The sequence below is a fragment of the Candidatus Pelagibacter bacterium nBUS_30 genome (assembly GCF_051201245.1).
In the GTDB taxonomy this organism is placed as follows: Bacteria; Pseudomonadota; Alphaproteobacteria; order Pelagibacterales; family Pelagibacteraceae; genus Pelagibacter.
This window is the reverse complement of the sequence record NZ_CP172842.1, coordinates 172,580-194,702: the sequence shown is the minus strand read 5'-3', so window position 1 is coordinate 194,702 and position 22,123 is coordinate 172,580. Positions and strand designations below refer to the sequence as shown.

Genomic DNA, 22,123 nt, shown 5'->3' with positions numbered 1-22,123 from the left:
TAATGATTTCTATATCTGCAAATCTAAATGTAATGATCAAGGCTGCAGAAAAAGCTTCTAAATCTGCAATCAGGGATTTTGGAGAGGTTGAAAAATTACAAGTATCAAAAAAAGGACCTTATGATTTTGTGACAAAAACAGATAAAAATGTAGAAAAAATTTTAATTGAGGAATTATCAAAAATTAAAAAAAACTACTCGTTTATAACTGAAGAAACTGGTGTGATTAAAAATAATGATAAAGAAAATATTTGGATTATTGACCCAATTGACGGAACAACAAACTTTTTACATGGGATACCTCACTTTGCAATCTGCATTGCTCTTCAATCCAAAGAGGAAATTGTGAGTGGTTTAATTTTTGACCCAATCAAAGATGAAATGTTTTTTGCTGAAAAAGATAAAGGAGCTTTCTTAAATAACCAAAGACTAAGAGTATCAAAAAAGAATTCCATTAATGATTGTCTATTTTCAAGTAACCATGAAGGTGTTAAATTTAGTGATCTTAATATGAGATATAGTGGGTGTGCTGCCTTAGATTTAGCATACGTTGCATCTGGTAGACTTGATGGTTTTTTTCATAATAAGATTAACCTATGGGATGTCGCAGCTGGAGAGATATTGGTCAAAGAAGCAGGGGGAATAGTAAACGATATTCATAAATTTGATGTAAATAAAATTGATATTAAGGCCTCAAGTGCTGCAATTAATGACAAAATGTTAGAAAATTTAGTTAACTTTTAATTGTGTTATAAAATTCTTTTGCTATAAGTCTCGATATGAAAAAAGACATACACCCAAACTACCACACAATTAAAGTTGAAATGACTGATGGAACTCAATTTGAAACAAAATCAACTTGGGGTGCTGAAGGTGATTTACTTAAATTAGAAATTGATCCAAAATCTCATTCTGCATGGACTGGTGGAAAACAAAAATTAATGGATAAAGGTAGAATAAGTAAATTTAATAAAAAATTTCAAAACTTTAAATCAGATAAAAAAAATTAAATGTCAAACGCACCTTTGATGCCAATGGCTACAGCTGTTTGGTTAGTTGAAAATACGACACTTACCTTTAAACAAATTGCAAATTTTTGTAATCTACACGAAGTTGAGATTCAAGGAATTGCTGATGGTGAAGTTGCAAAAGGAATTAAAGCTTATAACCCTATAATTTCAGGTCAACTTTCTAGAGAAGAAATTGAACTATCATCAAAAGATGAAAATAGACCCCTACTTATCAAGAATACTGATATCGAAATATCTTACACTGAAAAGAAAACTAAGAAATACATTCCTTTATCTAAGAGACAAGATAAGCCAGACTCAGCTTTATGGTTAATTAGACAACATAATATGCTTAAAGACTCACAAATTGCAAAACTTGTTGGAGTAACAAAAAATTCTGTTACCTCTATAAGAAACAAAAGCTATTGGAACTATAATAATTTAAATCCAAAAGATCCTGTAGCTTTAAACCTATTTACACAGAAAGATTTGATAGAAGCACTAGAAAAAGCTGAGAGAAGAATAAAAAGAGAAAAAAAAGAAAAAGAAAAAGCAAAACAAACTAAAGAAATTTCAAACATTGAATAAATTTAATAGACATCAAAATTTTATAGTGATATTCACTGGCATTTAAAAATATTTATGAAAATAGAAGTTAAAGATAATAACATTGAACAAGCACTTAGAGTTCTTAAGAGAAAACTTCAGCGTGATGGTTTTTTTAAAGTCATAAAATTAAAAAACACTTATGAAAAACCTTCTGAGAAGAAGAAAAGAATCCTACAAGAAAATATTAAAAGAGTTAAAAAGTTAAACAAGCTTAAAAATAGAATTTAAGTATACCGCGGGGTGGAGCAGTCTGGTAGCTCGTCAGGCTCATAACCTGAAGGTCGGCGGTTCAAATCCGTCCCCCGCAACCAATTCCAGATTAAATTTTAAAATTAGATTTTTTGCTGTCTACTAAAAAAGCTTTAACTGTTTCTTTTGTAAGTCGATCGAATGATTTTCCAAAATTTTCAATTTTTTCAATAATATTCGGTGGAACAGTAATAATATGACAGCCTAGTTGTTTTGCTTGCAAATAATTATAAGGTTCACGAACACTAGCCCACAATAACTCAACATTTTTAAATTTCTTAGCTAATCTAATGCTCTTAACAAATTCTGGTACCGGATCTTTGCCTGTATCACCTGCTCTTCCTGCAAAAATGGAAATAATTACTTTTGTTTTTTTATTAATTATCTTTAAAATCTTTTCAGTTTGTTTGGCGCTATATACAGCTGTTATGTTAAGTTTTATATTTTGATTATTTAACTCTTTAATAATTCGACCCATAAACTTACCCTTAGAATTAGCCACTGGCACTTTTACATAAATATTTTTTCCCCAAGTATTAATTTTCATAGCTTGAATTTTCATTTCTTCATATTCATCAGCAAATACTTCGAGTGATACTGGTTTATTATTACAAATTTTAAGAATTTCTTTTGAATATGCTTTATAATCTTTTGCTCCAGCTTTTCTCATTAAGCTTGGGTTGGTTGTAAATCCTTTAACAATTTTTTTTTGATTGAATTTTTTAATTTGATTCAACTCTGCGATATCACAAAATATTTTAATATTCAAATTTTTACCTATAGATTTTTAGTAATGTCTTCTGTCATTTTTTTGGCATCAGCAAATAACATAAGAGTATTTTCTTTATAAAATAGATCATTATCAATTCCAGCGTAGCCAGGGGACAAGCTTCTTTTTACAAATAAAACCGATTTACATTTTTCAACATCTAAAACTGGCATACCATAAATTGGGCTTTGTGGGTCTGTTTTTGCAACAGGATTTGTTACATCATTAGCACCAATTACAAAAGCAACATCTGCATTTGCAAAATCATTATTGATCTCTTCTAGCTCAAATACTTCATCATATGGGACATTTGCTTCAGCAAGTAAAACGTTCATGTGACCTGGCATTCGTCCTGCGACTGGATGTATTGCATAGGAAACTTTTATGTCATTTTTTTTTAATGTATCAACCATTTCTCTTAAAGCATGTTGTGCTTGAGCAACTGCCATACCATACCCTGGAACAATTATTACTGATGAAGCATTTTTCATTAAAAAAGCAGCGTCATCAGCATTTCCACTTTTAACTGGTCTTTGTTCTTTATTTTGTGCTGTAGCTGATTGTTCAGTTGCACCAAATCCACCCAAGATTACATTAAAGAATGATCTATTCATTCCTTTACACATTATGTAAGATAAAATTGCACCAGATGACCCAACTAATGCTCCCGTAATAATTAGTGCAGTATTTTCTAAAGTAAATCCAATACCAGCTGCAGCCCAACCAGAATAAGAGTTAAGCATTGAGATAACTACTGGCATGTCTGCACCACCAATTGGAATAATTAGTAAAAAACCAATTAAAAAAGATATTGCTAATAATATCCAAAATAAATTAGAGGATTGTGTTGAACAAAGAAGATAGGTAACAACAATTATTGAAATTAAAATTAAAGCATTGAGTGGATGTTGGCCTTTAAACGTTATTGGTGATCCTGACATTATTCCTTGAAGTTTTAAAAAAGCAATAATTGAACCTGAAAAAGTTATTGCACCAACTGCTGCACCAATTGACATTTCAATTAAACTTCCAAGCTTAATATTTCCTGGAGATCCTAGATTAAAAGCTTGTGGATTTAAAAAAGCAGCTATTGCAACAAATACAGCTGCGAGCCCAACTAAACTATGAAAACCAGCTACTAATTCTGGCATAGCTGTCATTGGAATTTTATAAGCTATAAAAGCACCAATTAATCCTCCTATCAAAAGAAAGATTAAAACAACCACAAATCCAGTTGAAAAATTACCAATTGATAAAAAAGTAACTGTAACTGCAATAATCATTCCTAAAATTCCAAAAAAATTTCCTTGTCTAGATGTTTCTGGTGAAGAAAGTCCTCTTAACGCAAGAATGAACAAAACACCTGAAATTAAATAAAAGATTGCTGATAAATTTGCTGATAACATTATTTATCCTTTTTCTTTTTTTTATACATTGCAAGCATTCTTTGAGTTACTAGAAAACCCCCAAAAATATTAATTGCTGCTAATGATATTGCTAAGAAACCAAAGATACTTGAAGTATTAAATATAGTATTAGAGTTTCCAGCTAAACCTGCAATAATTGCCCCAACAATAATTACAGACGAAATAGCGTTAGTAACAGACATTAAAGGTGTGTGCAACGATGGGGTTACACTCCAAACCACGTAGTATCCAATAAAAATTGAAAGAATAAAAATGCTTAATCTGAATATAAAAGGATCTATTTCCATAATTTTATTTTATTAAAGTTTTTTCAATTATCTCGTCCTCTAAATTTATATTAATCTTATTGTTTTCTTTATCATATAAATTTGACACAAAATTAAATACATTTTTTGCGTATAAATTTGATGCTGAGATTGGAAGTTTGTTTAAAATATTACTTTCCCCCAATATTTTAACGCTATTTCTATCTACAATTTCATCAACTTTAGTAAAGGCTGTATTCCCACCTTGAATTGCTGCTAAATCATAAATAATTGATCCAGATTTCATATTGCTAATCATATCTTCTTTTAAAATTACAGGTGCCTTTTTTCCTGGAATTAAGGCAGTGCAAATTACAATATCTATTTTTTTTAATGTCTCTGATAATAATTCTTCTTGTTTCTTTTTAAAATCTTCTGATGCTTCTTTGGCATATCCCCCTTCAGTCTCTAAATTTTCAGCGCCTTCAACTGTTAAAAATTTACCTCCCAAACTTTCAACCTGTTCTTTTGAAGCCATTCTTACATCCGTTGCAAATACTATTGCCCCCATTCGTTTCGCAGTTGCAATTGCTTGTAATCCTGCAACTCCTGCACCAACTACCAGTACCTTTGCTGCAGGAATAGTTCCTGCCGCAGTCATCATCATTGGAATTGCTTTTTCAAAATGAGCAAACGACTCTACTACTGCTTTATAACCCGCAAGGTTTGCTTGTGAGGATAATATATCCATAGATTGAGCTCTTGTTATTCTTGGAAGTAGTTCAAGTGAAAAAGTATTGATATTTTTTTTAACTAAATTATTTATTTTTTCTTTATTATCATGTGGATTCAAAACACCAATAAGTGTTTGATTTTCTTTTAGTAAAGAACTTTTATCATCATCTAACAAACCTAACTGAACAATAATATCCGCACTAGTTATGATTTCTTTTTCATCTTTTGAAATTGATGCACCTAATTCTTTGTACTCTTCATCTTTAATTCCAAGATGACTCCCATAATTTTCAGGTATGGAAACTTCAATACCAAGGGATATGTATTTTTTTGCAATCTCAGGGGTGATTGCTATACGTTTTTCAATTTCTTGATTTTCTGATATAGAAACAATCTTCATAGATTGATCTTATAGTAAGAATATTGCCATTAAAACTAAAACACCAATAACTGCGACAGTTCCCCATAACACAAATTTTGTAAAATTATTCCAGGTATTTTTATGGTTTTCATTATCCATAAAAACTACTTCTGTCTTGCTTTAAATTTAGGATTAGTTTTATTAATTACGTAGACTCTACCTCTTCTTCTCACTAGCTTAGAGTTTAGATCTCTTTTTTTTATAGACTTTAATGAACTTTTAATTTTCATAATAATTTTTTTAATGCCGGCAACGTCCTACTCTTCCGTGCCTTAAGACAAAGTACCATTGGCGCTGAAGGGCTTGACTTCCGAGTTCGGAATGGGATCGGGTATAACACCTACGCAATAATCACCGGCGATAGTGTTATACCTAAATAATTTTTATTGTAAACAAGGAAATAATAAGAATTTATCTCTTAATAACGATATTTTTTATATAATCTCTTAGCTGTATAGACCCAAATAACTTATACACTTTATTTGATAAATTCATGCTTGTGAGCGCTGAGGCATACCTTTCACCTGGTCTATTTGGTAAAAATTTTATTTTAGCATTAAACATTTTTGCAACCTGAGTAATGCTATAACTTTTTCTATTAGAAATACTGTAATGTCTACATTTATTTTTTTTCCAAGCATAATAACATGCTTCAACCGTATCATTTATATGTGTGAATCTTCTGGATTGTGTTCCTGGTTTCACAACTGTTAATGGTTTATTTTTTTTATATTGATTTTCAAAAATTCCAATTACTGTCGCCATACTTCCAGTGCTTATCTGCTTTGGTCCATAGACATTATAAAAATAAACAATTTCATATTTAAATTTAAACCATTTTTTTAGATTTTCTAACATTTCAAGATTTTTTGCTTTTGTAAATGCATAAGGGGATAGATCTTTATCTAGTCCATTATTTCCAATACTTGCTGATGTTGCTGAGTAGATTAATTTAATACTATTAGAAAAACAGAAATTAAAAACTTCATGTGATCCTATAGAATTTGAATTGATACATTCATTCATTTTTAGGAAACTTTGGTAAATTCTTGCAAATTCACCAAAATGAAAAAGTGAATGAATTCTTTTTTTATAGTTATTGAGAGTTTTGGATATATTTTTAGTGTCAGAATTTAAATATTTAACTCTTTTGTTTTTTACATGATTTTTTTTAGTTCCCGTTGAATAGTTATCTAAACTAATAATTTTAAAATCTGTTTTTTTTAAAAAGAGATGAATTAAATTTGAGCCAACAAAGCCTGCACCACCAGTTATTATTATAATATTTTTCAACTTACTTTCTCATTTTTAAATGCATCATATGATTTTAAAATTGCGTTTTCTAAACTTATTTTTGGTTTCCATCCATATTTTTTTGCAATCGATATATCCATTACTTTTCTAAAAATACCATTAGGTTTTGATTTATCATATTTTATTAAAACTTTTTTTCCCAAGATAAGTTTTGAAATTAGTTGAGCATAGTAAGTTATAGAATAATCTTTTCCAGATCCAATATTAATCAATTTATGTTTTGTTTTTTTTTTCATAAAATAAATACATGCATCAGCTAAATCATCTACATACAAAACTTCCCTCTTAGCTTTTCCATTTCCCCACAATACCAATCTATTAGAATTTTTTTTTCTAATATTGTGTATTTTTTTAATTAATGCTGGAAAAAAATGAGAATTAAGTCCATCATAATTATCATTTGGTCCAAATGAATTTGTGGGCATTAAACATTTATAATTAAGACCAAATTGTTCATTATAACTTTGGCACATTTTAACTCCAGCTATCTTTGCAATTGCATATGCATCATTAGTTTCTTCTAGCTTACCATCTAGCAAATAATTTTCCTTGATAGGTTGTTTGCAATTTTTAGGATAAATACAACTTGAGCCTAGAAATATTAAGTCTTTAACCCCTGCCAAATAAGCTCCATAAATCAAATTTGTCTGTATCAATAAATTTTGTGTAATGAATTCAGCTTTATTATTTTGATTATTAAAAACTCCCCCCACTTTTGCTGCAGCAATAAAAATGAATTTTGGTTTATTAATTTTTAAATATTTATTTACCTCTGATTGATTAGTTAAATCTAATTTCTTTCTACTCGTATAAATAACATTTTTATACCCTAATACTTTCAATTTTCTTAAAATTGCACTTCCAACTAAACCTTTATGCCCAGCAATATATATTTTGGATTTAAAATTAATCATTATTAGTTAAAAATTTTAATTCAGATTTAACCATGTCTTTTACAAGTAAATGAATGTTCATCTTTGGTTTCCAATTAAGTTCTTTTCGTGCTTTTGTTGAATCTCCAAGTAAGGTGTCTACTTCCAATGGCCGGAAATACTTTTTATCACACTCAATAATACATTTACCTTCATGATCATAACATTTAGATTGAATTCCTTTACCTTTCCAAACATATTTTATATTCAATTCATTCAAAACAATATTCGCAAAATCTTTAACTGAATATTGTTTTCCAGTTGCTATAACATAATCTGAAGGAGTTTTTTTTTGTAACATTTTCCACATTGCTTCTACAAAATCTTTTGCATGTCCCCAATCTCTTTTTGCATCAATATTTCCCAAATATAATTTTTTTTGAAATCTAAGCTTTATTTTACATAAAGCATTAACAATTTTTTTGGTTACAAATGTTTCACCTCTCACAGGACTTTCGTGATTAAATAAAATTCCATTACATGCAAAAATTTTATATGCTTCTCTGTAATTTATTGTTATCCAATGAGCATAGACTTTTGCTACACCATATGGACTTCTTGGATAGAAAGAAGTTTTTTCATTTTGAGGGATGGTTTGAACTTTTCCAAACATTTCTGACGTCCCAGCTTGATAAAATTTTGTTTTTTTTTCTAAACCATGAAATTTTATTGCTTCCAATATTCTTAAAGCCCCAATCGCATCCGCATTAGCAGTATACTCTGGCACTTCAAATGAAACTGCTACATGTGATTGTGCTGCTAAATTATAAATTTCTGATGGTTGTACTTTTTTTATAATTGTTGATACAGATATTGCATCCGTTATATCTCCATAATGTAAGAAAAAATTTCTCTTTTTTTCATGAGGATCTTGATAGATATGATCTATTCTGCCAGTATTTAAAGATGATGACCTTCTTTTAACACCATGAACTAAATATCCTTTATCTAATAATAAATCAGCAAGATATGAACCATCCTGCCCCGTAATTCCAAATATTAAGGCAATTTTTTTTTTCATTTTTTAAAAAACATATTAATCATTTTTAATAAAATTAGTAGTCCGTCCTTAAATGCATTTACCTTCTTTTTTCCACCTATCCTATTTCGTTCATAAGAGGGTGTTGTTCCCAAACTATATCCATTTCTTTTTGCTTTAATTGGAAACTCAACACATAAAGTAAAATCACTTGATTTGAGTTTCAAATTCTTAAAAGATGAAGTTTTGCCTAACACAAATGTATATAAAATATCTGAGATATTGAGTGAAAAAAATAAATTACCTATTTTTGTAAAAATATAATTACCAATTAGAGTTATTATATCATCATCATCACTACCACCACCTGGCTTTTCATATCGACTAGCAAACAAAAAATCTAAATTTTTATCATTAGTAATTTTTAGCATATCTTTTAGGTAATCTGGATTCATCGATCCGTCTGCATTAATTATGCAAAAATGATGGGTTGTACAATTCTCAACCCCCTCAATCAAAGCAGCTCCGTAACCATTTTTTGATTGATATAAAATATTTATATTCTTAAAATGTTTGATTGAATTAATTGTATCTTTATCACTTTCCTCTAAAACTATTAATTTTTTACAGTCTAAATTTGATAATTCATTTAAAAAAATAGGGAGCGACTCACTTTCATATTTAGCTGGAATTATTAAAGTCAAATCTTGCATTTTTAATTATATTAATTATGGTGATAAATACTTAATAAACCATATATTCAAATTGTATAATAAATATATCGCCATAATAACAGCTGAAAATAAAGAAAAATATATAGCTAACACTATTAATTCTTGTTTAAAAAATTCTATAAATGCCAGATTAAAAATTATAATTATTTATACACACCTATCAAATGAAAAGTTTTTAAAACATAAATTTAAACATTTTAAAAATGTTATTTTTCTTAAATCTTTTTTAAAAAAAAAATATCCAACACAAGACCAGCTATATAAAATTTATAAGGCACTTAAATATGTAAAAAATGAATGGGTGTTATTATTAGATGGTGATGACTTATTCAAATATAATAAAATAAAAGTTTTAGATCAATTGGAACTTGATTCTGAAAAAATATATCTTCATAGTCATGAAACTCAAGTAGGAAAAATAAAATCAGTTCCAAAAGATAAAATTTATAAAAAAATATTTTTATATAAGAAATTGTTTAATGATTGGCCAGAAAAAATTAATACAAGTTCAATAGTAATCAAGGCAGATTTACTTAAAAAATTTTATAAAAATTACAATCCATATAAATGGAAATATTTAGCAATAGATGTTCAGTTAATTCTTTATTATTTTTACAAAGATAAATATAAATATTTAATAGAAAAATTAACAACAAAAATAGAAAGTATAAATAATTTAGATAAATCTTTTTCAAATATTTTTAAAAAAAAATATTGGGTTAGACGTATGGAGCAGCACGAATTAACAAAAAAATTATCTGGTAAAATTAATTGTCTTGATAGGTTAATAACTTTTTTATTTTTAAAAACTCTTAGATAAAAGAATTCTTATAAATATACTCAAAAGATTTTCTAAAATACATTTTAGATTTATAAACTTTTTTAAATCCATAATTTTTTAAAACAAAATTAATATCTGAAAATGTATAATTTTTTCTTATCATATCATCATAGTGGTGTTCAAAATAGATAAATTTAATAATTTTATGATTTAAAGTTAACCCCTTAATTACATTCAATTCAAAACCTTCAGTATCAATCTTTAAAATATCAATATTTCTAATTTTTTTTTTGGAAATGTACTCATCAAGAGTAATGATTTTTATAGGTATTTTTTTATAAAATTTATTAATTTCTTTAATATTTAAAATTTTTAACTTTTTTTGGAAATATTTTGAGTCAAAATTAAATTGATTTATTGTTGATGATGAAGACTCTTCTGTATGATTTATAAAAGTATCATGACTTCTAGATCCAATTCCAATGTTGTTTATTTCATGGTTGAAATTAAGATTATACTTTTTAATATTTGTAGACAAAATTTTAAAATTTAAAGGACTAGCCTCAAAACAATGAAGATCTTTTATTTTAAAATTATTAAAAAATAATTTAACTGTTTCTCCATAATGAGAACCAACATCAAATAGAGTTAAATCATTTTTTAAACTATGTTTAAAAAATTTTATAATTTTTTTTTGTTGAAAAAAATCAAAAAAATTAAGTATGCTTCTGATTAGTTTTATTAAGTGCATTAAGGTGCGCTTATTTTAATTTATTAATAAAAAAATAGCCATTTTTTTTTGTAACAACTATTTTTTCATCCACATGTCCACAAGGAGAAGGAGTTGCCCAACAATGGTGTGCGGAGTAAATAGTTAAATTAGAATTGAAATCATATGCTTTATAGTCTTTTTCTTTTATAGCGTAAAATGGAAAATTAGAAAACTTGAAAATGTCATCTCTACTAAATTCATTTATAATTCTGTCAATATTTTTAAAGTTAAATACTACTACTACAAATAAAATAAAAAATTTTAAATTTTTATATAACATTTTTCGATTTTCAAAAATTTGGAATAAAAAAGCCATTGGAATTGACAAAACTAAAAATACTATTGAGTATCCACCGTATCTTAATGTTGGATGGTTTAACAACCATATAGAAAAGATTACTAAAATCATTAAATAGAAAAATAAAATTTTTTTGTTTATTAAGAAATCAATATTTTTATATTTAAAATTTTTAGCTAACAGATAAACAACAAGAAAACTTGAAAATAATATGCCTAATTGGTCTAAAAACTTCACTAAAAAATATTTTTCTATCCAAGTTGATATCCAATTTAAATTTGCAATATATTCAGCAACATTTTCGACTCTAAAATTTGGTCCAGCTCCTGCTTTAGCCCATTGCTCAAGCCATATTGATAGATTAATCATGTCATTTATATCTCTTGCCCAAATAAGTTTTTCACCAAAACAAGTTGCTGGTAAAGGTGAAATAAAGCATCCTGTAGAAATAAAATGATGGGTAAAATAAAATATTAATAATAGAATAAAAGACAAAAAGGATTTAGTAAAAAAAAATTTTTTTAAAATTACAATAAACTTGATATTCATAAAAAAAATTATTAATCCAATGATTACATATGGAAGAAAATATGTTTTTAAACTTATACAGTATGCCATGAGTGGTAATAAAAATAAGATATTTTTGATTTTAAATTTCTCTTTATCAAAACATGTATGCTGAAATAATTTGATCACTAAAATTACAATTAATAGTTGGCCTGATTTATCAGTCCCATGCTCGGCTAATCTGTTGAATGATAAATTAAAAAATGCAAATGAAAATATATATAAAAGATTTATTATTTCATGATTTTTTTTTGAAAAAATTTCCTTTATTAAAAAATAATTAAAAAAAACAACAAAAAATAATATCCCAAAATGGAAAGAAAAATATTTAATAAATGGTAGATAAAAGGTTGAATTTAAAAAAAATAGAGATGATAAAAGATTATAGCCATGATTTAAATGACCCATACCAAATATAATCTTTTGTTCTGTAAGATATTTTGTAAAAGGAAGATGGTAATAAGATAGATCATCATTTGTTTTGGAAATTAATAAAGCTGAAAATAATAATAGAGAAATTAAAATTATATTTTTTAAATATTTATCTTTATTTTCAAAACTTAATGAGACAAAAAATAAAATTCCTAAAACATGTAGAAATATATTAAAAACAAAATTATGGGCCACAAATAAGCTTGATATCAATGATAATAAGGTAATAAAAAATAATCCATAAAAACCAATATAAATAGATCCCTCATTATCTGATAAATTAGCCTCATTAAAACATATTCTTCGAAAAAAAATTCCATAACCGATAACTGAAAATAATAATAAGTAAAAAAAAACTGTAAATATAATTATGTTAATCATTAAATTTTTTTTTCAATTTATAGTAAATAAATAAATAGATTGTAATATTCGTAAATATTAAAAAAAGCTGGAGCTTGGTATCAGAATAATTATTAAAACCAATCAAATAAAATATGAGAAAATAACTATTTATTAAAATTCCTGTAATTGAACTTAGTATGTACTTCTTATTAAAAAATTTTTTATTATCTAAATATTTGTATAATAATTGATGAAGATGAAAATTGTCAGCTAAATAATTTTTTTTATTTAAGAGAATTCTTCTTAATATGCTAAATAAGTTTTCAAACGCAGGATACCATAATAAATTAGCAATAAAATAAGGTGATACCTGAGAGCTATTTTGTGTAATTTTTATTGCTACTATTCCTATAAAAAAACTTAAGCCATAAACACCACCATCACCTAAAAAATTTTTTCCAAAAAAATTAAAAATAATAAAGATAAACAGTACTAAAGATAAATTATTAATCAAAGTTTCAAATTCAAAAAAGCCTATATCTTTAGTTATAAAGTATAAAAATATTAAAATTATCAAAATATTTAATGAACATAGGTTATTTGTACCATCGATAAAATTAAACCCATTAATTAAAACTAAAAGAAAAAATGATATTATCAATATTCTAAAAACTTCATGTTCCATTAGCAAATTAAGGTGCTCTATTCTTGTATCAATTTGGAGATTTTTATTAAAAAATAAAAAAAGTAATAATATAGAAAATTGTATTAATAATCGTGATTTTGGTGAAGTTGTAATTTTAAGATCAGACAAAAGTCCAATACAAAAAAAAACTAAACTAGCAATAAAAATAGATATATGTTTTTCATAAGTTAAAAAAAAAATTATTAGTATAAAATAAAAACTACCCGACAGTGGAACTTTTTGATTTAAAGAAAGTAATTCTTTATGTTTTTCTTCAGTTGATGTTTTGTCTAAACAAAAATCTAATCTCTTCAGAATTGTGTTTAAAAAAGTTAAATATATAAAACTAATTAAAGCTAAAAATAAGTTAAAAATCATCTAATTTAGACAATATATTATTGACTTGCTTTTCTAAAGAATAATTTTTTTTAAATTGAAATGGAATTTTTGTTTTTTTGGCAGATAAATAATCGGTCTCTTTATCTCCAATCATAAAACATTCAGATGGATCAAGTTTAAATTTTTTTATAGCATTTAATAACATGCCATTATCAGGCTTTCTTAAATTACTTTTTTTTGAATATTTCTTTATTTTGCCTTTAGGGTGATATGGGCAATAATAAAAAATATCAATTTTTGCGTTATATTTTAAAAGCATTTCATTCATAAAATTATGAAATTCTTTTAGTTCATTTTCAGTAAAAAAACCTCTTGCTACTCCTGATTGATTAGTGACGATGACTACTTTTATATTTCTTTTATTCAATATTTTAATTGATTGAATTGCACCTTTTAACCATTTGATTTTACTTTTATCAATAAGATATCCATAATTTTTGATAAGAACGCCATCTCTGTCAAAAAAGAAACATTTCATTATTAAAACTTTTTTAATTTATCATAATTTGAATAAATAAAAGCAAATACAGTCCAAAAAATTATTGCATTCCAGTTTGTAAAAAAACTACCTCTTGGTAAAAAGGGAACAAAATATACTAATAAAATAAAACTACTAAAAATTAGATAATAATCATTCGTCTTGATAAAAACTTTAGAAAAAATATAAAAAGAAAAAAGAAAAAAAGAAATTAATAATAACAATCCAATCATCCCAATTTCAGATAAAATTTCTAAGTAAAAGTTATGAGGGTGTGTTGAGCATTTTTTTTCATGAAATGAGGGATGTATTCCACCATTAAATTCATCGTTATCACAATAATTTCTGAAATTTTTTAAACCAACCCCAAAAAGCTTATTTTTTTTATATATCTGATATGCTACTGAATAATGTGCAAAATAATGTGAGTCTTTATTAAAATAATCCTTATTACTTTCTATTTTCAAATTTTTAAACTCTTTAAAAATTATACTAGAAATCATTCTTTTTGAAATTTGCTTATGATCATTGCTAACTAATAAAGTTACTGTCATTACTGAAAAAATTGACAATATTATTAATGACAATTTAATACTCTTAAAGCCTAAAAAGAAAATAATAAGTAAACTAAAAAAGAATATTGTCACAAAGTTTGACCGTTCAGCTGTCAAAAATACAGTAGTAACCAATAAAACTAAAAATAAAATATTTACAAGATTATTTTTAATACTATCTGAATATTTTTTTAAAAAAAAATATGAAAATACTAGAGCACCAAAATGAAAAATTAAATTTGCAATTTTTAATTCTTCACCCATAAATCCTCCTAATCTATATATTTTTCCCTGCAAAACAGCTTCGTTGCCAATAATATTTTTTAGCGTAAAAAATTGAAAAAATATATCAACACAAATTATTGTTATTATAATCATCCAGTATCTAAATATTTTATCTAAATCTATATTTAGTTTATTTATAAAAAATGAGATGGATAATATTAACAAAGGAAACCTAATAAAAAAAATAGTTCTCTCTAAACTAGGATTGTTTTCATAGTTTATTAGATAGTTAAAAATCAAATATAACCAAAAAATTAATAATAATACTATTAGTGGATTTTTTAGAGTGGTTAAAAAAAAATTTGGTTTAGGAAAGCTTATATAAAATAATATTAAAATTAGTATTATTAATTCTGATAAAGCATTACTCAATAATAAAGTAATTGGAAGAATAATAAAAATTATTTCAATTATCTTTTTTGATAACGAAAAATTATTTTGTACCATGATTTAATCTATACCAATCAACAAATTTTTTGATACCTTCTTCTAAAGTAATTTTGGGATTCCATTTAATTAAATTCTTGGCTTTTCGAGTGTTTGAAAAAGTTTTTTTTATATCACCAATAGGAATATTTTTTGTATAACTAATTTTAAATTTTTTGTTATAATTTTTTTGAATTAAATTTACTAAATCCATTAAATTATCAGGTTTTCCCTTACCAATATTTATCACTGCATAATCTTTTTTAATTCTGACTTTTGTAATAGCAATAATTGCTTTGACCACATCATCTATAAAAGTAAAATCTCTTTTCATTACTCCTTTATTAAAAACTACAATTTTTTTATTTTTTCTTAAATTTTCTAAAAAGCTATAATAAGCCATATCTGGTCTACCGAACGGTCCATAAACTGTAAAAAACCTTAAACCAATACATTTCATTTTAAAATTTTTAGCATAAGCTTGGGCAATAATTTCATTAGAAAATTTTGTTGCTCCATAAACTGAAGTTGGAATATTTTTATAATCTTTTTCGTTAAATGGATAAATTTTTGTTTCACCATAAACAGAGCTAGAAGATGCATAAATAAATTTTTTTACATTTTTTAGTCTTGATAATTCTATTATATTTGAAAATGAGATAAGATTTTGACTAAGTGTGTTATGAGGGTTGGCTACAGAAATTCTCACACCTGGTTGTGCTGCTAAATGTATAACTTTATCAATTTTATATTTTTTTATTTTCTGACTTAATTTACTAAAATTTTTAAGATCTAATTTTAAAAATTCAAAGTTTTTATTTTTTTTTAATATATTGAGTCTTTTTTTTTTAACTTTACTGAATAATAATCATCTAAAGAATCTATACCAATAATTTTTTTATTTTTTAGTAATTCTTTTGCAAGATGAAAACCTATAAATCCTGCACAACCTGTAATTAATATCATACTAATAAGTTTCTATAGGCTAAAAAAAATAATTTAACAATAAATAAAAGATACATAATTAATTTTATTTTAGATTCAAATTTATAAAAACCTAAATTAAAAATACTTTTTTATAAATGCATTAAAATACAGTCTACAAGTATAAATCATTGAATGAAATAAACTGTAATTATTATAAATATAATAAATCTTAAAAGCGTTTGAAATTTTATTTAAATATTTAGATGATAAAGTATTACTTCTTAGGGTATATTCTGTTAGGTAACGATCAATACCACCAAAAGTATAATTTTTTTTTGATATTCTGAGCCATAATTCATAATCTTCTTTTGTTTTTAAATTAGAAAATTTATATTTTTTTAAAATATTACTTTTAGCAACAACTGAAGAACAACAGATTGGGCATGCTTTTATTAAATCTTCATAATTTATTTTTTTTGGAGATTTAACTTTGTAAATAACATTTTTATTTAAATCTGAAGCTAAATAATTTGTATAACATATATCAAGATTCTTATTCTTAATTGCTTTAATTTGAATTCTTAATTTATGTTTTTTCCAAACATCATCGCTGTCTAAAAATGCAATTAAATTTCCTTTAGAATTTTTAATTCCCAAGTTTCTTGCAAATGAAACACCTCTATTTACATATGTTTTAATTATTTTAATTTTTTTACTTTTTTGGGATAATACATTTAATATCTTATCTGAGTTTCGAGAATTTTCATCATTTACAATTATTATTTCCGTTTTCAGGTAACTCTGCTTTAAAGCAAAGTCTATACTTCGGTGAATGTTTGCTGGATCATTGAAATATGGAATTATAATTGATACTAACATTATATTTTTTTACTATTTAATTAACATATTACATAAAGTTCAGAATGAAGAAAATTATTTTTTTTATGCCCAATATTGAAAGGGGTGGTATTGAAAAAAATCTGATACTGCTAAGCATGTATTTTATCAATAAAGATTACGGTGTTGAAATAATTTTTTCTAAAATATCAAAAAATATAAAAAATCAGTTAGATAAAAGAATAAAACTAAATAAATCAAAAAATTTTATAAAAAAAAAATTTTTTTCTGAACGTATTATCAATTCTATAAACTCATTTATCAACTTAATATCATTAAATACCAAAGGCAAACCAATAGTTATTTCAATGCAAGATCATCCATTTGCAATAGTCGCATCCAAAAAACTTAATTTAAAATGTATTTTACGAATTGCAAACCATCCAGGTAATTCCATTAAATTTTTTAATAAATTTTATAAATTTAAATTCAAATTATTTATTAAGTTATTTTTTTATAAGTTTGCAAATGGCATTATATGTAATTCAAAATCATCAGCCTCGTATTTAAAATCAAAAACTAATAACAAAAATATTACTAGTATTTATAATCCAATTTCATTAGATAAGAATAATAAAAAATTTCGTAGAAAAAATTATCTTTTAACTGTTGGAAGACTTGAAAATCAAAAAAATATAAAAGGAATAATATTAGCTTTTAAAAAAATTGAAAAAAATTATCCAAAATTTAAATTAGTTATAGTCGGAAGTGGTCGTGAAGAAATTGAGCTTAAAGAACTGGTTAAAACAAATAATATATCTCAAAAAGTTAAGTTTATTAAATTTAAAAATCCAAAAAAATATTATAAAGAGTCAAAATTATTTATCCTAAATTCATTGTGGGAGGGATTACCAAATGTTTTAATTGAGTCTTTAAATTACAATTTACCAATAGTTTCAACTGATTGTGAAAGTGGCCCAAAAGAAATTTTGTTAAACGGTAAGTATGGTTTTCTCACTCAAGTAGATAGCCCATTACTATTATCAAGAAAAATATCATTCGTTCTAAATAACTATAAACTAGCAGAAAAAAAAACTAGTTTAGGTTTTCAAAGTTTAAAGCGTTTTGATATAACATCTCAATGTCAAAAGTATGAAAAATTTATACATAAAATAATATAATGATTAAATTTTCAATTGTAATTCCAATTTTAAATGAGTCAAAAAATATTAAAAAACTAGCCTACCTTATAAAAAAAGAATTACATAAAAAATTTAAATATGAAATAATATTTATTGATGATAATTCTAAAGACGGAAGTGATATAATTCTTAAAGAACAATCAAAAAAAAATAAAAATATAAAATTTATAATTAGAATAAATAAACAGCCTGATTTATCTAAATCTTGTTTGATTGGAATAAAAAAAGCAAAGTATAAATATATTGTAATTATGGATGGTGACTTGCAACATAACCCTTCTGATATACCAAAATTGATAAATTTTTTACACAAAGAAAACTTAGATATTGTAATAGGTTCAAGAAATTTTTCAAAAGTTTATGAAAAAAAATCTTTAAATTTTTTAAGATACTATGCTTCTATCTTTATAAAAAAAATATTAATTTTTTTTCTAGGTTATAAAACAAATGATCCTCTAAGTGGATTTTTTTGTTTTAAAAAAAAAATTATATACAAAAAAAAATTGTTTGGGAAAGGATACAAAATTCTTTCTGACATAATTTATTCATCTAAAAATTTAAAAATGAAAGATTTAGAAATTAAATTTAATCATAGAATTAGAGGCGAAAGCAAAATGAATTTAAGAATTTTAATTCTAATTTTATATTTTATTTTTTTTAATTTTATTAAAAGTTTTAAATTTTGACAACTTTATCTAAATATTTTTTCAAATACTCTCTGTGAGTAGTTAAAATTATAATTTTATTTTTTTTATATTTTTTCAAAAATTTGATCAATATTCCCTCATTTTTTTTATCTAATGCAGCTGTTGGTTCATCTAGAATCATTAATTGAGGATCGTTATATATACATCTAATTATTGAAAGTCTCTGTTTTTCACCTCCAGATAATTTTTTATTCAATGACATATTATTATCAATTAAAAATTTTTTATTAGAATATTTTTTTAAGTTAAATTTAATTAATAATTTTTGTATTCTTTTGTTATCCAAAATATTATTTTGGCCTGTATTTCTAAAATTAAAAATTATATTATCCAAGATCGAACCTTCTATCAGATAAGGTTCTTGATTTAGCAGACTTACTTTGTAATCTTTATATATATCTTGAGATTTAATTTTTTTGTTATTTATATAGATATTACCTGATTTTGGATTTATTAGTCCAGATAATATGTTTAGTAAAGTTGTTTTACCCTTTCCACTCTTTCCAAATAATCCATAAATTTTTCCTCTTTTAAAATTTATGGAAAAATTATTTATAATATTAATTTTTTTTTTATTTTTAATATAATAGTAATTAATTTTACTCAATCTAATGCTTAATAATTTTTTATTTTTAATCTTACTTGTTACAAAATCTTTACTTAAATTTTTTTTAATTAAATTGAGTGACTCATGATAGTTTAAGCAACTATTCAAGTTTAAATTAATTTTATTTACAGGAGGCAATATTCTCATGAAAATAAAAGCTAAAATTGAAATTGAGGATATAAAACTAACCGCATTACCTTCAAAATTTGAGTAACTAATGACTAAAAAAAGAAATGCCGAAATTTCAAAAACTGTTTTTGGTATCAAATTTATAACTCCTGAAATTGTTCTTATTTGATAAAACTTTTTTGCTTTGTAAAAAAATTCTTTAGAAAAATGATCAATTTTATTGAAAACTTTTATCTCTTTTATTGCTGATAGGGTTTCATTTATATGAACAAATATTTTTGTTTCAAATAAATTTCTTAATGTTCCAAATTTAATACTTAGTTTCCAGATAAATATAAGCATTACTATTAGAGCTATAACTAAAATTAAATGAGAATAATAAAAGTCTATCTCAATTAATTTTAATGAAAAAAAAATTAATGCAATTATATATATTAAATCCCCAGTAATTGAAATTATGGACTGAAAAATTCCTCCAACAACATTGTCTAAATCTCTTGTTAAAATTTTTGTATATGTTGAAATATTTAAATTAATAAACTTTTCATAATTTTTATGTAAAAAATTTCTTAAGAGTTTTTTAGAAATTTCTGCTGACATAGAGTAAATATAATTAAAGAAAAACCAATTTTGAAAAATAAAAATTAAATTTTTAAATATTAATGTGGATATTAAAAGAAAAATTTTTGCATATAGGATTGAAGTATTGAAATTCTCTGAAATATCTAGAATTACAGAATTAGTTAAATTAATGAAAAAACTATCTTGAGTAATATTTTCTGTAAAATTAATTATTAAAAAAATTAAAACTATAAATAGTAAATCAAATAAAATTAAACCAAAAATTAGTATGTAATTAAATAAAATCTTTAAATAGTCTAAAAAATTTAATTTTGAGAGGAAAAATTTTATAAAATTTAAGAAAATCATTTTTCAGCAATAAAATAATATCCTATTGGGTAATTATTTTTTAAATTTTTACTAAATAAACTTAAAATCTTATCTAAAAGTAAACACATAAAAAAAAGAGGAATATTTATCAAAAAAGCTAGGGGAACTTTATTTAAAATTGTAAATATATTTGAATAAAATGAAATAAAAATTCCACCAATTAAGACATCTACTTTGTATTTTGAAAACCCAACTTCTTTAAACTTTTCCAACAAAAATTGATCGGTAAATCTCAAATAGTCATTAGGAGAGGAATGCACTCTAAATAGGAATGGAGTTGAACCTATAAATTTTCCACCTTCTTTAACTAGATTAAACGCATTTTTTAAACAATTATCAAAATTTTTAATATGCTCCATAACATTAAATAAAAAAACGTAATGAAAATTTTTATTTATATTGTTTGGAAATTTCTCTAGGTCAACTTTAATAACTTCATTTTTCTCAGAAAATTTATCAGCAAATTTAATATTTTTTACTGTTCGATTATATTTTAAAATATTATTTGATGAATTTGATGATCCTAGATCTAAAACGTTGCCATCAACTTTTAGTTTAGATGTCTCAATTATTTGAAAAATTCTAAGAGGACTATATTTCTTATATGTAAATAAACACAAAAGAAATAAATATTGAAATAAAGAAATTTTCATTAGATAAAACTAAGTTTTTTATTATAGTAAAAATTAATAATTGATATAAAAATTTTAAATGCAATTTTCATTAGATAGAAATCAATTCGTAGCAAAAAAACTAGGTATACTCAATGGAGATACAATATTAGATATTGGCTGTAGGGATATGGTGCTTAAAAGATATTTGAAAGGTAATTTTAAGTATAAAGGACTAGATTTTCAAGTTACTCAACAATTAGAAGAAAATAATGATTTAATAAATCATAATCTGGAAAATGGATTACCGAAAGATTTAGGCAAATATGATATAATTAATGCTCTTGATGTCTTGGAGCATTTGGAGAATATTCATGATATTTTTCAAGATTTGTTTGTCCATTCTAATAATCAAATTATTATAGCTTTACCAAATATTGGCTATTATAGATTTAGGCTAAGTTTTTTATTTAATGGAATTTTGAGTAAAAAATATACATTCAACAAAAATAAAACAGATGATAGACATAGATGGATACCTAATTATTACACTATACAAGAATTTGTAAATCATAATATCAATAAAAAATGGATTGTGAAAAAAAAAATTTTATTTTTGAGAGAAAAAGAAACTTTATATTTTTTTATATTGAAAAAATTTTAAGTTACTTTTTTCCAAATTTATTTGTTTATGAAATAATATTTTTTTT

The 22,123-nt window shown here is 24.3% G+C and carries 28 protein-coding genes, 1 tRNA gene and 1 rRNA gene; 9 read left to right on the top strand and 21 right to left on the bottom strand.

Annotated elements, in window-relative coordinates; genetic code table 11:
- The first annotated feature begins 2 nt into the window (after nt 1–2).
- The 5 genes from ACIJYE_RS01025 to ACIJYE_RS01005 all read left to right on the top strand — a co-directional run bounded on the left by ACIJYE_RS01025 (nt 3) and on the right by ACIJYE_RS01005 (nt 1,929).
- On the top strand, nt 3–743 hold the full coding sequence (locus tag ACIJYE_RS01025; protein WP_435090571.1) for an inositol monophosphatase family protein: 741 nt from the start codon (nt 3–5) through the stop codon (nt 741–743).
- Between the two features lie 35 nt (nt 744–778).
- Nucleotides 779–1,009: a 50S ribosomal protein L31 gene (gene rpmE / locus ACIJYE_RS01020; protein ID WP_029455604.1), complete on the top strand. Its 231-nt coding sequence runs from the start codon at nt 779–781 to the stop codon at nt 1,007–1,009.
- Entirely contained in the window at nt 1,010–1,597 is a 588-nt protein-coding gene (locus tag ACIJYE_RS01015; RefSeq protein ID WP_435090569.1) for a cell cycle transcriptional regulator TrcR, read from the top strand. It begins immediately after the preceding gene.
- A 54-nt stretch (nt 1,598–1,651) separates the two neighbouring features.
- Nucleotides 1,652–1,846 carry a 30S ribosomal protein S21 gene (gene rpsU / locus ACIJYE_RS01010; RefSeq protein WP_008544401.1) on the top strand — a complete coding sequence of 65 codons (195 nt, stop codon included), beginning with the start codon at nt 1,652–1,654 and terminating at the stop codon, nt 1,844–1,846.
- A gap of 6 nt (nt 1,847–1,852) precedes the next feature.
- Nucleotides 1,853–1,929 (top strand) — tRNA-Met (locus ACIJYE_RS01005).
- 8 nt (nt 1,930–1,937) lie between these two features.
- Here ACIJYE_RS01005 and ACIJYE_RS01000 read toward each other — a convergent pair.
- The 11 genes from ACIJYE_RS01000 to ACIJYE_RS00950 form a co-directional block, all read right to left on the bottom strand.
- On the bottom strand, nt 1,938–2,636 hold the full coding sequence (locus ACIJYE_RS01000; RefSeq protein WP_435090568.1) for a transaldolase family protein: 699 nt from the start codon (nt 2,634–2,636) through the stop codon (nt 1,938–1,940).
- Nucleotides 2,637–2,644: 8 nt separating this feature from the next.
- Entirely contained in the window at nt 2,645–4,042 is a 1,398-nt protein-coding gene (locus ACIJYE_RS00995; protein ID WP_435090566.1) for an NAD(P)(+) transhydrogenase (Re/Si-specific) subunit beta, read from the bottom strand.
- Complete coding sequence (locus tag ACIJYE_RS00990; protein ID WP_435090564.1) at nt 4,042–4,350, bottom strand: proton-translocating transhydrogenase family protein; 309 nt, start codon at nt 4,348–4,350, stop codon at nt 4,042–4,044. The genes ACIJYE_RS00995 and ACIJYE_RS00990 overlap by 1 nt, the downstream gene beginning before the upstream one ends.
- A gap of 4 nt (nt 4,351–4,354) precedes the next feature.
- Nucleotides 4,355–5,443: an NAD(P) transhydrogenase subunit alpha gene (locus tag ACIJYE_RS00985; protein ID WP_435090563.1), complete on the bottom strand. Its 1,089-nt coding sequence runs from the start codon at nt 5,441–5,443 to the stop codon at nt 4,355–4,357.
- Between the two features lie 9 nt (nt 5,444–5,452).
- Nucleotides 5,453–5,563: an aa3-type cytochrome c oxidase subunit IV gene (locus tag ACIJYE_RS00980; RefSeq protein WP_297681801.1), complete on the bottom strand. Its 111-nt coding sequence runs from the start codon at nt 5,561–5,563 to the stop codon at nt 5,453–5,455.
- A 5-nt stretch (nt 5,564–5,568) separates the two neighbouring features.
- Nucleotides 5,569–5,694, bottom strand: coding sequence for a type B 50S ribosomal protein L36 (gene ykgO, locus ACIJYE_RS00975; protein ID WP_008545413.1), 126 nt, complete (start codon nt 5,692–5,694; stop codon nt 5,569–5,571).
- Nucleotides 5,695–5,708: 14 nt separating this feature from the next.
- Nucleotides 5,709–5,823: ribosomal RNA gene (gene rrf, locus ACIJYE_RS00970) — 5S ribosomal RNA — on the bottom strand.
- A 52-nt stretch (nt 5,824–5,875) separates the two neighbouring features.
- The gene (locus ACIJYE_RS00965; RefSeq protein WP_435090562.1) at nt 5,876–6,757 is read right to left on the bottom strand and encodes an NAD-dependent epimerase/dehydratase family protein; all 882 of its coding nucleotides are present in this window, start codon (nt 6,755–6,757) and stop codon (nt 5,876–5,878) included.
- The gene (locus ACIJYE_RS00960; RefSeq protein WP_435090561.1) at nt 6,754–7,692 is read right to left on the bottom strand and encodes a GDP-L-fucose synthase family protein; all 939 of its coding nucleotides are present in this window, start codon (nt 7,690–7,692) and stop codon (nt 6,754–6,756) included. The genes ACIJYE_RS00965 and ACIJYE_RS00960 overlap by 4 nt, the downstream gene beginning before the upstream one ends.
- The gene (gene gmd / locus ACIJYE_RS00955) at nt 7,685–8,731 is read right to left on the bottom strand and encodes a GDP-mannose 4,6-dehydratase (RefSeq protein WP_435090560.1); all 1,047 of its coding nucleotides are present in this window, start codon (nt 8,729–8,731) and stop codon (nt 7,685–7,687) included. The genes ACIJYE_RS00960 and gmd overlap by 8 nt, the downstream gene beginning before the upstream one ends.
- Nucleotides 8,728–9,402: a glycosyltransferase gene (locus ACIJYE_RS00950; protein ID WP_435090558.1), complete on the bottom strand. Its 675-nt coding sequence runs from the start codon at nt 9,400–9,402 to the stop codon at nt 8,728–8,730. Before ACIJYE_RS00950 ends, gmd begins: the two co-directional genes overlap by 4 nt.
- Before the next feature lie 52 nt (nt 9,403–9,454).
- Between ACIJYE_RS00950 and ACIJYE_RS00945 the strand changes: the two genes are divergently transcribed.
- Complete coding sequence (locus ACIJYE_RS00945) at nt 9,455–10,243, top strand: glycosyltransferase family A protein (RefSeq protein ID WP_435090557.1); 789 nt, start codon at nt 9,455–9,457, stop codon at nt 10,241–10,243.
- Here the strand turns inward: ACIJYE_RS00945 and ACIJYE_RS00940 are convergent.
- The 8 genes from ACIJYE_RS00940 to ACIJYE_RS00905 form a co-directional block, all read right to left on the bottom strand.
- Nucleotides 10,236–10,955 carry an FkbM family methyltransferase gene (locus tag ACIJYE_RS00940; RefSeq protein ID WP_435090556.1) on the bottom strand — a complete coding sequence of 240 codons (720 nt, stop codon included), beginning with the start codon at nt 10,953–10,955 and terminating at the stop codon, nt 10,236–10,238. The two genes, ACIJYE_RS00945 and ACIJYE_RS00940, sit on opposite strands and share 8 nt — an antisense overlap.
- Before the next feature lie 10 nt (nt 10,956–10,965).
- On the bottom strand, nt 10,966–12,654 hold the full coding sequence (locus ACIJYE_RS00935) for a hypothetical protein (protein ID WP_435090555.1): 1,689 nt from the start codon (nt 12,652–12,654) through the stop codon (nt 10,966–10,968).
- Nucleotides 12,647–13,678: a hypothetical protein gene (locus ACIJYE_RS00930; protein WP_435090554.1), complete on the bottom strand. Its 1,032-nt coding sequence runs from the start codon at nt 13,676–13,678 to the stop codon at nt 12,647–12,649. The genes ACIJYE_RS00935 and ACIJYE_RS00930 overlap by 8 nt, the downstream gene beginning before the upstream one ends.
- Entirely contained in the window at nt 13,668–14,177 is a 510-nt protein-coding gene (locus ACIJYE_RS00925; RefSeq protein ID WP_435090552.1) for a D-glycero-alpha-D-manno-heptose-1,7-bisphosphate 7-phosphatase, read from the bottom strand. Before ACIJYE_RS00925 ends, ACIJYE_RS00930 begins: the two co-directional genes overlap by 11 nt.
- Before the next feature lie 2 nt (nt 14,178–14,179).
- The gene (locus ACIJYE_RS00920; RefSeq protein ID WP_435090551.1) at nt 14,180–15,463 is read right to left on the bottom strand and encodes an O-antigen ligase family protein; all 1,284 of its coding nucleotides are present in this window, start codon (nt 15,461–15,463) and stop codon (nt 14,180–14,182) included.
- Nucleotides 15,450–16,274, bottom strand: a complete 825-nt coding sequence (locus tag ACIJYE_RS00915; protein ID WP_435091245.1) for an NAD-dependent epimerase/dehydratase family protein — start codon at nt 16,272–16,274, stop codon at nt 15,450–15,452. Before ACIJYE_RS00915 ends, ACIJYE_RS00920 begins: the two co-directional genes overlap by 14 nt.
- Nucleotides 16,268–16,408, bottom strand: a complete 141-nt coding sequence (locus ACIJYE_RS00910) for an NAD-dependent epimerase/dehydratase family protein (RefSeq protein ID WP_435090549.1) — start codon at nt 16,406–16,408, stop codon at nt 16,268–16,270. Before ACIJYE_RS00910 ends, ACIJYE_RS00915 begins: the two co-directional genes overlap by 7 nt.
- Before the next feature lie 96 nt (nt 16,409–16,504).
- Nucleotides 16,505–17,248 (bottom strand): glycosyltransferase family 2 protein, encoded by a 744-nt coding sequence (locus tag ACIJYE_RS00905; RefSeq protein WP_435090547.1) that lies wholly within the window; start codon nt 17,246–17,248, stop codon nt 16,505–16,507.
- 44 nt (nt 17,249–17,292) lie between these two features.
- Between ACIJYE_RS00905 and ACIJYE_RS00900 the strand changes: the two genes are divergently transcribed.
- Together ACIJYE_RS00900 and ACIJYE_RS00895 are read left to right on the top strand one after the other, a co-directional pair.
- Nucleotides 17,293–18,387 (top strand): glycosyltransferase, encoded by a 1,095-nt coding sequence (locus ACIJYE_RS00900; RefSeq protein ID WP_435090545.1) that lies wholly within the window; start codon nt 17,293–17,295, stop codon nt 18,385–18,387.
- The gene (locus ACIJYE_RS00895; protein ID WP_435090543.1) at nt 18,387–19,094 is read left to right on the top strand and encodes a glycosyltransferase; all 708 of its coding nucleotides are present in this window, start codon (nt 18,387–18,389) and stop codon (nt 19,092–19,094) included. The genes ACIJYE_RS00900 and ACIJYE_RS00895 overlap by 1 nt, the downstream gene beginning before the upstream one ends.
- On the opposite strand, the gene ACIJYE_RS00890 is transcribed toward ACIJYE_RS00895, so the two are convergent.
- Nucleotides 19,084–20,451, bottom strand: a complete 1,368-nt coding sequence (locus ACIJYE_RS00890; RefSeq protein WP_435090542.1) for an ATP-binding cassette domain-containing protein — start codon at nt 20,449–20,451, stop codon at nt 19,084–19,086. The two genes, ACIJYE_RS00895 and ACIJYE_RS00890, sit on opposite strands and share 11 nt — an antisense overlap.
- A gap of 326 nt (nt 20,452–20,777) precedes the next feature.
- Entirely contained in the window at nt 20,778–21,455 is a 678-nt protein-coding gene (locus ACIJYE_RS00885; RefSeq protein WP_435090541.1) for a methyltransferase domain-containing protein, read from the bottom strand.
- A 58-nt stretch (nt 21,456–21,513) separates the two neighbouring features.
- Here ACIJYE_RS00885 and ACIJYE_RS00880 point away from each other — a divergent pair, with 58 nt between their 5' ends.
- Entirely contained in the window at nt 21,514–22,077 is a 564-nt protein-coding gene (locus ACIJYE_RS00880; protein ID WP_435090539.1) for a class I SAM-dependent methyltransferase, read from the top strand.
- Nucleotides 22,078–22,123: the final 46 nt, after the last annotated feature.